Consider the following 14,584-nt stretch of genomic DNA (forward strand, 5'->3'; position numbering starts at 1 on the left):
TTCCTTGTTAATAACAATAAATAATGGAATATTCCTCCTCATTACGAGTGCTTAGATTTATCTACTCTATTATTGTCATCCATTTATACTGATGACAATTTAAACAAAGAATCGCCTCTATTATCAATAATGTCTTCTTCAGGATGAATATAATGAATATTGTTGACCGTTTTATAAATTACACTCAAATTAATACCACCACCAACCGTGAAAATGGTGCTGCTGGAATAATGCCCTCATCGTTAGGGCAAATGAAATTAGCCAAAATATTAGCCGCTGAGTTAACACAACTGGGCTTACAAGATATTATTTTACGTGACAGCGCTATTCTTACAGCAACCCTACCGAGTAACAGTCTCAGAGCCATTCCTACCGTTGCTTTCTTTGGTCATTTAGACACCAGTGCTGAACAGAGCAATGATACCCATGCACAGATTGTTCATTACACTGGCGGCGATATTGTTCTTAATCCCGCATTAAATATCATTCTCAAACAAGCTGAATTTCCAGAACTAAGCCAATATCAAAACCAAGATATTATTGTAACTGACGGCACTAGTTTATTAGGGGCTGATGATAAAGCCGCTATCGCTGCGATTATGCACGCACTTACTATTCTGATTGATAATCCTGATATTGAACATGGCGATGTTAAAGTTGCATTTTTACCAGATGAAGAACAAGGCTTACGCGGCGCTAAAGCATTTGATGTTGACTCTTTTGGGGCTGATTTTGGTTACACCCTAGATTGCTGTGGCATCGGTGAATTTGTTGATGAAAATTGGAACGCAGGTGATGTCGTAATCACTTTTATCGGTCAATCAGCGCATCCAATGTCAGCCAAAGGCAAACTCAAAAACTCATTGCTGATGGCACACAAATTTATTGCTATGTTACCACCAGGAGAAGCCCCAGAATATACTGATGGCCGTGAAGGTTATTATTGGGTAAAAGATCTGATCGGTAATAGTGCTAAAACCGTCTTGAAAATGGATGTTCGTGATTTTACTCAACAAGGCTACCAGCAACGAATGCAATTTCTAGCTACATTAGCAACAAGCTGCCAAGCCTTATGGGGCGATGCTGCCGTTACGATCACCCTTGCAGATCGCTATCAAAATGTCGCTAATAGCCTACAAGGTGATGCCAGCTTTCCAATTGAAATAGCTAAACAAGCCTATGCGCGTAATCATATTGAAATGAAAACAACCCCCATGCGTGGTGGTTATGATGGCGCTGTATTGTCTCAAAAAGGCTTACCTTGCCCTAATATTTTTACTGGTGCGCACAACTTTCACTCTATTTATGAGTATTTACCGGTGCCATCATTGCAAGCGGCAAGTAATGTGGTGGTCGATGTAATTCGCATTACTGCTGAGCAATATGGGAAATAGGTTCGAGGGTTCGAGGGTTCGAGGGTTCGAGGGTTCGAGGGTTCGAGGGTTCGAGGGTTCGAGGGTTCGAGGGTTAATAGTGTATCATTCTAATAAATAAACAAACAAAAAACGGGCGAGTTACTAAGTAACTCGCCCGTTATAATTTTTGATTACGCTACGATTAACGTAGGATCATTTGGTCGCGCTCAGGACCTACTGATACCATCTTAACAGGAACACCCATTAGTTCTTCAATACGAAGTACATATTGTTGTGCGCCTTCAGGTAGTTCTTCAAACTTACGGCAACCCGTAATGTCTTCATCCCAACCCATCATTTGCTCATAGACTGCTGTTAGTGATGCAGTTTGAGGCCAAATTGGGTTTTCAGTGTGATCACCGTTGTAAGCAACACAGATCTTAAGATCTTTCATACCGCTTAAGCAGTCAATCTTAGTTAATGCGATTTCTGTTGCTGCTTGTAGCTCAATACCATTACGTGTTGCTACTGCATCAAAGTAACCCATATCACGTGGGCGACCAGTTGTAGCACCGAACTCTTTCGCATCTTCACGGAATTGATCTTGATCTTCCATTGCAGTGATCAGAGTACCAGTACCTACTGAAGAACTGAATGATTTAGCAACGGCAATAACACGCTCAGGGTGAAGTGCTGGTAAACCACTACCGATACCAGCATAAGCTGCAGTTACGTTAGAAGATGTTGTCCATGGGTATTCACCATAAACTAAGTCACGACCAGCACCTAATTGTGCTTCAAACAATAATGTTTTGTCTTCTTTTTGTAACGCTTTTAGTGGCTCAGTAACGTTACAAATGCTGTCACGCCAAGGTTGAGACACTTCAAGTAGCCACTCGGTCATTTCTTCAGCAGTTTGCGTAAACTCCATTGATGGATACAACGCTTTAAGCTGTGGCAATTTCCAATCCATCATAAATTGGATACGCTCAAGTAGTACTTCAGGCTGATTTAACCAACCAACAAGAATACCCTTCTTCATTACACGGTCGCCATATGCAGGTGCGATACCTTGACGAGTTGAACCGTATGCACCAGCACCTAGACGTTCTTCTTCTAGCGTGTCTTCTAGTGCGTGTAATGGTAGACATAGTGTTGCACGATCAGAGATGCAAAGTTTAACTTCAACACCTGATGTCGCTACTTCTTCGATTTCTAGGCTTAATTTCTCTGGGCTGATAACCATACCAGGGCCTAAAACAGCGATACAATCAGGGTTAAATACGCCGCTTGGTAATTGGTGTAGTTTAAATGTACCAAAATCGTTAACAACAGTGTGACCTGCGTTATTACCACCTTGGAAACGAATACTCGCTGAAGCTTGGTCTGCTAAATAATCAACAATACGACCTTTACCTTCATCACCCCAGTTAGCACCAACAACAACAATAGACGACATAATTTAAACTCCTCAAAAGCAAGACCTCTATCCTATGATCAATGACGCAATAAAAATAATTAATAATCGTTATTAACTTGATAAGAATCTCTTATATGGCGTACATTAGTGATTAAGTTTATTCTGGTAACATTACTATCAATAATAGCGTCTGAACCAAAATAAGAAGGTAAAAATGGTAGATTTGCATTGGCTTAATACATTCGTCGCACTTTCTAAGCACCAACATTTTGGAAAAACAGCCGCAGCGCTTCATATGACGCAACCTAATGTTAGTCTTCATATTAAACAACTAGAACAAACAACACGGGTTAAATTAATTGAAAGAAATCCATTTCGATTAACCCAAGCGGGTGAACGGTTACTTAAAAGTGCTGAAAACACTTTAATGGAATTACAAGTTTGCCAAGCAGATCTTAATGCGATTAATGAACTCAACCAAGGTACGCTGACTATTGCGGCAAGTGACATTATCTCGCGATTATTACTTATCAGCCCATTTCAGGCGTTTAAAAAAGAATATCCTGGTATTGATTTATCACTTTTTAATACCACCTCGTCACAAGCAACTGAACTCGTAAAAAGTGCCAAAGCTGATTTAGGTTTTGTGATCGCGCAAAAAGAAAGCCAACCGTTGCATTTTATGGAACTACGCCAGGTTAAATGGTGTGCATTAGGTAATGGTTTAGAGCGTTGGCAACAATTATCTCATAATCCAAACGCAGTTATTGAACCACAACCTCTTGCTGCAGAAGAGCCGACATTAATTTTATTGGGTCATGATACCCGTACCCGCGAATTAATAGATTTAGCCTTACCAAGCTTACAACTGGCTAAATATCATGTTATGGAAGTCGGCAGTGTTGATGCACAAATAGACTGGGCTGAAGCGGGATTTGGCGTTGCTATTGTACCGAGTTTTTCATTACATTCGAAACTACACCTGCAAACCACAATTACACCACTACCGCACTTCCCCACCACGAGTCTTGGGTATATTGTGCGTCAAAATCAGGTGTTATCACGTGCTATAAAGCAATTATTACGCTGGGTCGATGATGAAATCCAACGCTCACAATAATGAGATAATGGCTAAAATACATGGGTGTTAATCATCAGATACAAAAATGCCCTGATAACTCTTATTGATTAATAAGAGACTCTTCAGGGCATTTTCTTAAAAATTAATTGTCGTCATTTTGCGTAAGAGTATAAGCATCGGCTAAATCACCCGTAATACGCTGGCCTTTTTGATCAAGCCGGAAAATACGATGTTCACCAACGAAATACTTCACTGACTGATTACTGCTAAGGTTTAACGTGATGGTATCACCACGATCATTCCACTTAAACTTACCTTCATTAACAAACGGCTTGGTATCTTTACCTTGATAGGTTTCATTTAAGACAAAAGTACCATCTTTATTCAAGGTTAAGCTCGTTTCAATCCCAGAACAATCACCACAAGGCTGAATGCCTGTATATTCGCCCATCCAATCTAATGAGTTTTGTGCATTATGCGCTTCCGCTTGTTTCGCGGCTGCCGCACTCGCACCATCTTTTGCTTGATCACAACCTGCAAGTGCAAGTACGACCATCACAGCTAATAAACATTTTTTTTTCACCGTAATACTCCTTGTGAAAAAAAGAATAACCGAGCAATAATGGCTCGGCATCTTAGTGTAAATATCAATACTTTTATTAATTTATATTATTGATTAATTAGTTAAATCAGATACTTTCTTTTCTGCTGAATCAACAGATTTATCCATCATATCAGCAGCATCACTTGTCGCAGCTTTAGTTTTATCCATAGCCGCATCTTTTACTTCTGTTGCAGTATCGACAGCATCAGTAGCGGCATTTTTCATCGCAGCTTTTGTATCAGCAGCAGCCTCTTTAGAAGCATCAATAGCATCAGATGTTGCATTTGCAGCATCACCTTTTAATTCAGAGACTTTATTTTCAACAGCATTAGCTGAGTCAGACACGGCTTTCTTAGAATCTTCTACTGCAGTTGCTGAAGTATCTACTACATTATTTTTAACTTCTTTCGCTTTATCAGCTACTTTACCGGCGGTATCTTTTACAGCATCAGCAGAACTTTCAACAGCTTTAGTCGTTGAATCTAGTGCTGAATCAGTTGTTGTGACAGCATCATCTTTTACTTGGGTCGCTGTTGCTTTTACCGAAGCCGCAGATTCTTTTGCTGAATCGTGGCTTGCTTGATCACAACCAACAAGCACTAAACCAGCGATCGCTATAGCAATAATACTTTTCTTCATATCAACTCCTGTAAAACTCACATTAAAATATAACCTTAACAGTATCTACCATCAGCATGAAAAATATATCTAGTTAACGTCATGTCAAAGTCAATAATAGGTCATTTTTTTTCATTATGCGGTATTAAATCTGTTTTATTTATAAAAATAAAACCACAAATATGAGAAATAACATTCATATTCATTAACGATTACTGACAATCAAAAAACAAAATATCACTTATTACGTAACATCTTTTCTTATTATAAAAGTTAAACTTCACGCTATTTAGAACATCTATCTAAAATAAAATTAACCTAAATATAATTGACTATTTAATGTGGTGGCAAATATGAAAAATCACATGAAATGAACTCATAGGCATCATCGCCAAATAACATACAACTCTTTTGCACAAATACCACTTGAGAGCCAACAGGACAATATAATCCATCTTGAATATCAATATTAATCATACTATTTGTTTGATCAGACATAACCTGTAAATGAAACTTACCTTCATTTTGAAAAGTGTTGCTATTAACGTTCACTACTCTTCCAACTACAGCTTCTGTTTTATAAGTTCGTCCTGCAACAATAATTAATAATATAGTAAGGATAAGCAAAGAAGCGCCTAAGGTTAAACCGACCTTCTGTGAAAAACGCATACAAACCTCACTTACAACGAATGAACAGCACTTACAGTTAACAATAAATTCACATACATACTACAGTGATACAATTGTCATTTACAAGTAAAATCAATGAAATTTTATCATCAAGACACTTTAGGTGGAAAATGAATCACTTCCCCTTCAGCGGTTAATATATCAATAACACGGGGAGCTCCCTGCTCATCAAGATACAATTCACCAATCGCACTTTTATTAATTAATCGATGGTGGCCAGCAACATCGGGATCACGCTTTTCAATCAGCAAACGTTTTCGCTTAGTAAACCAATTTAAAGGAGAATGTGGACTATAGAGACAACGATCCATCCAATCACAAAAACGTAATAATCGATTCGGAAATTCGTTTTTAAGTCCGCTGCAAGTTATTTGAAATATTTTAAACTGCCCTTTCAAATTACGTAATGTAATATCGTAAGCAAATGAGTAATGCACATCACCTGATAAAATAATAAAAGTCGTCGGTGTTTTTGTATGAGTAAAAATACTTAATAAGGTATTAGCAGAACCTAGATGTGCCATCCAATTCTCAGCATCTACCACTAATGGTTGGCCTAATAGCGTCATTATTCGTTGTAAAGTTTCAATAAATTTAACCCCAAACATCGGCGCAGCAGAAACAATAATTACTGCTGATTCATGCAATAGTTCTTGTTGTAATTCAACTAATGCCTCCCAATCCATCAGTCCTGACGGGCGATTTGCATTAGACTCTGAACGCCAACGTCGAGTACGAGTATCTAACACCACCATCTTAGGTATTGTTGAAATCGTATAATGCCAATCTTCAAATCTGTAAAAATACTCAGCTAAAGCATCTTGTGCTTGTGGCGTCGGATGGTTAAAAAATGTCAGGGCTAAATCTAAACATGGTTGGGTAAATTTTTCAGGGGCATTACCCCATCCCTGGCATAACCAATAGCTAATCAAGGCATTACCAATAATACGACGTGAAAATAAATTATTGTAAGCCGCTGTCTCCCAACGACGATTTAATTGAAAATCGTCTGTAATATCATGATCATCAAAAATCATATACGTTGGAATATGAGCCATTAATCGACGAACCTGGCTAAGACCTGCAACAAATTCATCAATAATCGGCGCTTCATGATCCCATGTTTGCTGCCACTTAAGTGATACCGCAACACCGGCATTACAGTAACCATTACGCGCAAAACGATTACGATCAACAAACGACCATAGCGCTGGAGACCACACCAATAAATACATTGCAAAGAATTCGCTAAAGCTAATTAAATGGTTTTCACATTCACGCGAACTAAAAATAGGTGTTGTTGTTTTAGGTAAACAACGTCGCCACCAGCTTTCATCATTAGCATAATGGGGTAATAATTTATCGCGCCCATAAATATTTTGAGGATGTTGATACAAGGCTGTGGTGTCAGCAATTTTAGCCTCTTCAAAAGTCTCATCAGGTAAACCTAACAATAATGATATTTGTTCAATAGCATCCAACATTGGCCCTGCGACATGATCCGCATAAATTTGATCACCGCTCATCATTAATAAACTTGGACGTTCACACGATGCTAATCCATTTACTTTATTATCAGCAGCAACCAAACTATCTTTACTAGGATAATGGGGATTACGGCATGAGCCATGCAATACATAATCAGCACGCTTCTGAATGACTAAACTCAAACGAGATTCGTTGTCATACAATAAATCTGGCATTAATTCGGTTAGTGAACCTTCAACTGTCATTATCTGATATTCAAGAGGGATATTTTGTGGAAAGTCCCCCATAAAACGTGCAAGTACAACCCATGCATGTTTACCGATTTGAATTTGCTCGGCCGTATTAAATGTCGCCTTATAAAAAGGCGTGTCTTCTGCTGCCATAAACACACTAAAATCAGCCTCGAATTTACGTGTCGTGACTAACCATAGTGTTAATTCTTGAGCAGTTACTTTACGTAAAATAGGTCCAGCCACAACCAATGGCAAAGGATCTCTAGCTACGATATTTTCCATTACTTTTGCTACCATATACGAGTAATAAGCTGTTAGTTATGTTGGGCAAACATAGTCTTAAGTTCTTGATACATCCAGCGCAGTACTGGACCATTACCTTGATCGCGTCGCTTTACTAATCCCATGTCAATCCAAGGGGAGGTTGGAATATTTTCTATTGATAGCCTCACTACCCCATCTTTAAATATTGAATAATTAAACACATGGTCAGGTACAAATGCCCACCCCATATTTCTCAAGACAAATGCCGTGATCGAATAATAACTATCGATATGCCAATAGTTAGCTGAAAGAGCATCAGTGTGGTAATAACCCATACGATCACAAATCAATAATTGTCGATATTGACTTAGCTGCTGCATCGTTGGAGCTGATATTTTTGCTAACGGGTGGTTTTTAGCAACAATAAGCGATGAATTAAACTCACAAATAGGCGTAAACTCTAGACTACTTGGTAAGGTCTTACTAAAAAACAAAATTCCCAAATCAGCTGTTAAATCATTAACTTGACTTGCAATATCATCTTTTGAGCCACTAATAATGGTTAACTTCAACAGTGGAAAGGTGGCTGCTACACGTTCAAAAAATTCTTCAAATACTGTTGTTGGAGTAGCTTCATCCATTGCAATAGTAAGCGATACCTCCTCGCCCTTAGTTAAGGTCAATGCACGAGATTGCAACCGATCACATTGAGCTAAAACGATTTTAGCTTCTTCATACATTTGTTCTCCCGCAAGAGTAAGCACAGGTAGACGCGCGCTGCGATCAAACAAATCAAAGCCTAAATCCGCTTCAAGATTGCTGATTGCGGTACTTATACGTGATTGTGCCTTACCTATTCGTCGAGCTGCGCCTGAAAAAGAGCCTTGTTCTACTGATATAACAAATGCATTAAGTTGATCTAATGTCCAATCCATCACGGTCAAACCATCCGAAAATAAGATAGATATTATCTTTGAACAATCTAATAAACAAGGATAATACTGTGACTAAGACAATGAGGCACCTTATGCAATTCACTCACTCACCACCGCCAACGCTCACCATTAGCCAAAATTTTTGGCGTTATGCGATTCCATCTATTGCGGCGATGCTCGTAACGGGACTATATCAAATTGTTGATGGCATTTTTGTTGGACATTATGTTGGTTATCAAGGATTAGCAGCCATTAATATGGCGTGGCCAATTACCTATTTATTATCAGGCTTAGGTTTGATGATTGGTATTGGCGGCGGTACGCTGATTTCAATTGCTCGAGGAGAAAATAATCCACAGCATGCACAACGAGCATTAGATCACGCGGTACTATTAATTGCCGCAGTTAGTGTAATTGCATTAGTATTATTTGTTCACTTTGGTGAAACATTGTTAACCATTCAAGGTGCAAATCACACGATAAAAGCATTAGCACTCCAATATGTTCAAAGTTTTGGGTGGGCGGCATTTATTACAATTTTTGCCGGTGCAATCCCGATGCTGATTCGTAATGATGACAGCCCCAAAATAGCCACTGGTTTATTAATAGCAGGCGCACTAACCAATATTGCTCTGGATTATTTGTTCATTGGTATTTTTAAATGGCAATTACAAGGTGCAGCCATTGCGACCATCATCGCACAAGCTGTCACTGTTATTGGTGGGATCATCTATTTTTGTTCTGCATATTCTCCACTTCGCATCCATTTAACAATGAAAAATATTCGATTAAACCACTGCTGGAAAATTGTCAGTCTTGGTTCATCAGTATTAATCATGTATCTCTATGCCAGCTTTGTCGTCGCTTTGCATAATTACCAATTTATGCAATATGGTACCGAACTTACGGTTGGTGCATTTGCGATTGTTGGTTATATGATGACGTTATATTATCTCGTTGCAGAAGGTATCGCAGAAGGTATGCAGCCACCTGTTAGTTATTACTATGGGGCTAAAAAACCGCAAAATATTAGTAAAACAACCTATTTAGCAATTAAGGTGACAATTATTGCGGGTATTACGTGGTTTGCATTATTGTATAGTTTCCCTCGTGCATTAATTGGGTTATTTAACAGTGGTAATGCTGCTCTCACCTCAGAAGCAATTGATGGTATTAAACTACACTTATTTGCGATGTTTTTAGATGGCTTAATTGTCCTCGCAACCGTGTATTTCATGTCAGTTGATAAAGCAGGTAAAGCCTTAGCTATTTCAGTAAGCAACATGTTAGTACAGTTGCCATTTTTATATTTCTTACCACAGTGGTTAGGTGTCAATGGTGTATGGCTATCGATGCCATTATCAACAATATTGTTAAGCTTTATTGTGTTACCAATGGTGTGGAGTGACTTACAACAGCGTAATAAAATTGCACCATCAATGCCGCAACCTGCGGTGTAATCTATTCTTTGAACGATAAACAATACTGCGGATAATAATGATATTATCCGCAGTTATTTTTATATATGTCTATTTTACAGACTAAGCTGTGATTTTATCCAGGCAGCAATATCTTTAATTTGTGGCATACATACATGATGTTCCATCGGGTACGTCCGCCATTGAGGGTGATAACCCGCTGCAATCAAATCATCACGAGCCATTTCACCCAATTTAGGCACAACCACAGGATCATAACTACCGTGCATAATCTCAATATCAATGTCACGGTTGGCATCGCTATACTGAATAATATTTGCCGTTGGAAAGTAGGTTGATAACGCAAGTAGACCCGCTAATGGTTTTGAATAACACAAAGCGGCATGATAGACCACAGCCCCACCTTGGGAAAATCCTGCCAAAATGATCCGCTCTGATGCAATGCCGCGATTGATTTCACGTTCAACAAGATCAATCACACATTGAGCCGAGTGCATCAGTTGATCGACATTAAGCTTACGTGCCACATCCAATGAAATAATATCGTACCATGCCGGCATCACAGCACCGCCATTAATAGTGACGGGAATAGAAGCCGCATGAGGGAAAATAAATCGTACCGACATGTCGGTCGGCAACTGTAATTGTGGCAGTATTGCTTCAAAATCATGGCCGTTAGAGCCTAAACCATGTAGCCAAATAACACTCGCTGTCGCACTAACGGTTGGCTCTACTTCAACACAAGGTAAATAGGTTATATTCATATTTTTATCCTTTATAAACCTTATTCACTATATCGCTGATTTTATTGCCCGCGCAAGTCGAGAAGGGGCTAATGTTGGATCAGGATCCGTCTGATTAAAGAATTCACTCACCACATCGACAATAGCTGATTGCACATCAGCTGTTGTGGCTAAGTTTTGCGAAAAACTCGGTACTAAATCACCGGATAATGAAGCTTGTTTAAACGCTGTCATCGAATCTAACGCACACTGATCAAATGCCGACATATCCATATCTAATCGAACTGGAATCGAGCCTTTATTTAAATTGAATACCCGCTGAAAGGACGGCATTAATAATGTTTGTGCCAAGTCATGCTGCGCAATATTATCAGCTTCAGTACCTTTTAATTTAAAAAACGCCAAGCTATCGATATTAAACGTAAACTGATGTTGAGTACCAGGCGCTGGTACACATAAATAATCTTTACCTGGCAACTCTCCAGCTTGGGCAAATTCACCTTTAGCCCAGTCCCCCATAAACTGCATTGCAGCTTGACCATCAATCACCATTTCTGTAGCAGAGTTCCAATGTCGCCCTTTCGCCTGTGGATCTATATAGGCTTTCATCCGTTTAAACTGCTTAAATACCTCTACCATTTTATTGCTATTGATAATTGCCATATCAAGATCAACAAATGCTTTACGGTAATCAGCAGAGCCTAATACTGCTAATGCTATGCTTTCAAACAAGGTCGTATCTTGCCAAGGCTGACCGCCATGCGCTAAAGCAATAAATCCTGCAGCTTTAATTTTATCTGCCGCGATAAAAAAATCAGCTAGAGTTGTGGGGACTTTTGCACCGGCAGCTTGAAACACTTTAGGATTAATCCATAACCAATTAACCCGATGTACGTTAATAGGCACAGCCACATAATGATTATTATATTTCATAATGTTAGCCACAACGGGAGGCAATACTTTATCCCAGTGCTCTTGTTGAGCAACATCATCAAGTGATGTGAGAAAGCCTAGTCGCCCCCACTCTTGAATATCATGCCCTTTAAGTTGGGCTGCTGTGGGTGGGTTGCCAGATACTGCGCGCATTTTTAACACCGTCATTGCACTTTCACCACCACCACCAGCAACAGCAAAATCTTTCCAACTATGGCCTTGCTGCTCCATCATCTGTTTAAGCACTTTGGCTGATTTTGCTTCACCACTTGATGTCCACCAGTGCAACACCTCAACTTGTCCTGCGGCCATTGCTGATGTCGCAGGTAGCCACGCTAAGACCGATGCCAACATAATATTTTTTAGTTTCATGTTTTCTCTTTCTTTAAGCCAGTGCTACCGGCAATACTCGTGGTAATACAACCACAACAATCAACCCTTGTGTTAAACCATTTTTAATCACTAATTTACCACCATGGGCATGAATAATATTACGCGCAATTCCCATCCCTAAACCATGGCCTTCGGCATCGGTTGCTAAACGAAAATAAGGTTCAAACACTGCTGATAATGACGATTCAGGAATACCTTTACCTTGATCGGTGATCGTCATAATAATTTTATCTGGTTTGTCTACTACCGCCACAGTGACTTTGTCGCCATACTTAACCCCATTATCAATTAAATTACTGAGACAACGTTTTAGGCCTAATTCTTTCCCCATCATCGGAGCGATAGTTAATACCGGTAAAACCACTTTGGTATCATGATGATTATGGCGTTCAGCAATACTTGCCAATAATAAATTCAAATCAATTGGAACAATATTTTCATGTAAATCTGTATCTTTCACACACTGCAATGCCCCTTTAACCATCATCTCTAATTCATCAAGATCATGATTAAATTTATCAATTTTCTTATCATCATCAATTAACTCAACCCGTAACCGTAACCGGGTAATAGGTGTTTTAAGATCATGAGAAATAGACGAAAATAGCTGCTCTCTATCCTCAATATAACGTCGTAACCGCAGTTGCATGCGATTAAATGCTTGAGTGGCCATCACCAACTCCGTCGCCCCTTCTTCCTTCAGTGGTGGTTGATAAATATCGAGGCTTAAGGCATTGGCTGCATCAGCCAATTGCTTTAACGGCTTTATTTGACGGCGCACCATGATATAAGTAAACATCAACAACAAACTGGTAATAAAGACCAAAAACAAAATTTGTTGACGGGTGATCACTTCATCTTTTAAGTTCATATAAGGTGCTGGTAATAATGCGGCAATATACAGCCATTGATCTTTTTCTAATTCAATTTGAACCACTAATATAGGCGGGTTTAATGGTTCTAAACTTAAGGTATTATGAACCCACGATCGTGGTAGATCGCTTAATAAAATATCATTTTTAAGCACATGTAGTGTTTCAGGACGAGAGAATTCAACTTTTATCGTCGGCAAACGCGGCAATTTTTGGTGCAACACTTTTTCAAACACAGAAACTGCCATCTGTTTTTGTTCTGAATTAGCAATCGGCTTAATATGAATCTCTTCATCATTAAAAGAAACAAAAAAGCGAGTCCCGCCCATATTACGTAATTGATCTAATACGATATGGCGATATTGCATCGGTAATGATTGGAAAAAAGTCACCGTGGATGCAAACATGGTTGCCATACTCGCTGAAGTAGATTGCAATCCATCTAAGTCTCGCTGTTTCGATTGGCTATACCAAATCGCAGTTGCAATAACTTGTGCCAAAAATACAGCTAATAATGTTAACCACAATGTTCTCGAAACTAATGATTTCGGGTACAACACTTTCCAATTCATTGACCAGTATCCATATAGTAAAAAAGTGTGATCCTCATACCAGCAATCACACTTTATCCAACGCTATTATTATGTTATACGTCTTCGTAAACGACATCAGCAGTAAAGATATAACCATTACCACGACTGGTTTTAATTAAACGTTGAGTACGTCCTTTATCACCTAATCGATGTCGTAAGCGGCTTAAAGCAACATCAATTCCACGCTCTGAAGGTAAGGTGTCACGGCCTCTGGTCGCATAAGAAATCGTGTCACGATCTAATATCTCTTGGGGACGAGATAAAAACAGCATCAATAATGAGTAATCACCACCCGTTAGTTCAAAATCTTGCTTGGTCTCGAGATCAAATAAACAATGGGTAGTAGTATCAAGTCGCCAATTAGCAAAACGGATAAATTTGGCTTCAGATGATAATGGTTGGCTTTCCGTGGGCTTTATTCGCCTTAATAAGGCTTTAATACGTGCCAATAATTGGCGAGGACTGAACGGCTTAGCGATATAATCATCAGCACCAATTTCAAGGCCAATGATCTGATCCATTTCGTCAGAGACCGCAGTGAGCATAATGATAGGTACATTCGAACTTTTACGAATATACTGACACAAGGTAAAACCATCATCACCTGGCATCATAACATCTAATAAGATCAAATCAGGATAACCGGCCGCTAAACGCCGTTTCATCTCTTCACCTTCCGCAGCAGTAATCACCTCAAAACCGTTTTTTGTTAAATACTCATCCAGTAATTCACGGATTTCTTGGTCATCATCAACAACGAGTACCGTCTTAATTGCCCCCATTTTACTCATCCTTCACTGATACATATTTTATTATTATTTTTAACCATAACCGTTTGTGATTTGATTATAATGCTCATTATTAACTGCCACAATTTGAATGTTGTGATATATACCTTTACTACATTAAGCAATTTATATAGC

13 protein-coding genes are annotated in these 14,584 nt (G+C 39.0%); 3 read left to right on the top strand and 10 right to left on the bottom strand.

The window, feature by feature from the left end; genetic code table 11:
- The first annotated feature begins 152 nt into the window (after positions 1 to 152).
- Positions 153 to 1,394: a peptidase T gene (gene pepT / locus PPBDW_RS18075; protein ID WP_036791135.1), complete on the top strand. Its 1,242-nt coding sequence runs from the start codon at positions 153 to 155 to the stop codon at positions 1,392 to 1,394.
- A gap of 163 nt (positions 1,395 to 1,557) precedes the next feature.
- Here the strand turns inward: pepT and PPBDW_RS18080 are convergent, their stop codons facing one another.
- Entirely contained in the window at positions 1,558 to 2,814 is a 1,257-nt protein-coding gene (locus tag PPBDW_RS18080) for an adenylosuccinate synthase (protein ID WP_036791138.1), read from the bottom strand.
- A gap of 175 nt (positions 2,815 to 2,989) precedes the next feature.
- Between PPBDW_RS18080 and PPBDW_RS18085 the strand changes: the two genes are divergently transcribed.
- The gene (locus PPBDW_RS18085; RefSeq protein ID WP_036791141.1) at positions 2,990 to 3,895 is read left to right on the top strand and encodes a LysR family transcriptional regulator; all 906 of its coding nucleotides are present in this window, start codon (positions 2,990 to 2,992) and stop codon (positions 3,893 to 3,895) included.
- A gap of 103 nt (positions 3,896 to 3,998) precedes the next feature.
- Here PPBDW_RS18085 and PPBDW_RS18090 read toward each other — a convergent pair whose 3' ends face one another.
- The 5 genes from PPBDW_RS18090 to PPBDW_RS18110 form a co-directional block, all read right to left on the bottom strand.
- A complete protein-coding gene (locus tag PPBDW_RS18090; protein WP_036791143.1) occupies positions 3,999 to 4,439 on the bottom strand; it encodes a copper resistance protein NlpE in 441 nt (146 codons plus the stop codon).
- Between the two features lie 93 nt (positions 4,440 to 4,532).
- On the bottom strand, positions 4,533 to 5,099 hold the full coding sequence (locus tag PPBDW_RS18095) for a hypothetical protein (protein ID WP_036791147.1): 567 nt from the start codon (positions 5,097 to 5,099) through the stop codon (positions 4,533 to 4,535).
- Positions 5,100 to 5,414: 315 nt separating this feature from the next.
- Entirely contained in the window at positions 5,415 to 5,747 is a 333-nt protein-coding gene (locus PPBDW_RS18100; protein ID WP_036791149.1) for a hypothetical protein, read from the bottom strand.
- Between the two features lie 110 nt (positions 5,748 to 5,857).
- On the bottom strand, positions 5,858 to 7,771 hold the full coding sequence (locus PPBDW_RS18105) for a metallophosphoesterase family protein (RefSeq protein WP_036791151.1): 1,914 nt from the start codon (positions 7,769 to 7,771) through the stop codon (positions 5,858 to 5,860).
- 32 nt (positions 7,772 to 7,803) lie between these two features.
- Positions 7,804 to 8,688, bottom strand: a complete 885-nt coding sequence (locus PPBDW_RS18110) for a LysR family transcriptional regulator (RefSeq protein ID WP_036791153.1) — start codon at positions 8,686 to 8,688, stop codon at positions 7,804 to 7,806.
- A 92-nt stretch (positions 8,689 to 8,780) separates the two neighbouring features.
- Here PPBDW_RS18110 and PPBDW_RS18115 point away from each other — a divergent pair, with 92 nt between their 5' ends.
- Positions 8,781 to 10,148 (top strand): MATE family efflux transporter, encoded by a 1,368-nt coding sequence (locus PPBDW_RS18115; protein ID WP_036791156.1) that lies wholly within the window; start codon positions 8,781 to 8,783, stop codon positions 10,146 to 10,148.
- Between the two features lie 74 nt (positions 10,149 to 10,222).
- Here PPBDW_RS18115 and PPBDW_RS18120 read toward each other — a convergent pair whose 3' ends face one another.
- The 4 genes from PPBDW_RS18120 to PPBDW_RS18135 all read right to left on the bottom strand — a co-directional run bounded on the left by PPBDW_RS18120 (position 10,223) and on the right by PPBDW_RS18135 (position 14,443).
- A complete protein-coding gene (locus PPBDW_RS18120) occupies positions 10,223 to 10,885 on the bottom strand; it encodes an alpha/beta hydrolase (protein WP_036792906.1) in 663 nt (220 codons plus the stop codon).
- A gap of 33 nt (positions 10,886 to 10,918) precedes the next feature.
- Positions 10,919 to 12,175, bottom strand: a complete 1,257-nt coding sequence (locus PPBDW_RS18125) for an ABC transporter substrate-binding protein (RefSeq protein WP_036791159.1) — start codon at positions 12,173 to 12,175, stop codon at positions 10,919 to 10,921.
- A 13-nt stretch (positions 12,176 to 12,188) separates the two neighbouring features.
- Positions 12,189 to 13,640 carry an ATP-binding protein gene (locus PPBDW_RS18130; RefSeq protein WP_036791162.1) on the bottom strand — a complete coding sequence of 484 codons (1,452 nt, stop codon included), beginning with the start codon at positions 13,638 to 13,640 and terminating at the stop codon, positions 12,189 to 12,191.
- Positions 13,641 to 13,714: 74 nt separating this feature from the next.
- Positions 13,715 to 14,443: a response regulator gene (locus PPBDW_RS18135; protein WP_036791165.1), complete on the bottom strand. Its 729-nt coding sequence runs from the start codon at positions 14,441 to 14,443 to the stop codon at positions 13,715 to 13,717.
- Positions 14,444 to 14,584 lie beyond the last annotated feature (141 nt).

The sequence above is a fragment of the Photobacterium kishitanii genome (genome assembly GCF_000613045.3).
Classification (GTDB): Bacteria; Pseudomonadota; Gammaproteobacteria; order Enterobacterales; family Vibrionaceae; genus Photobacterium; species Photobacterium kishitanii.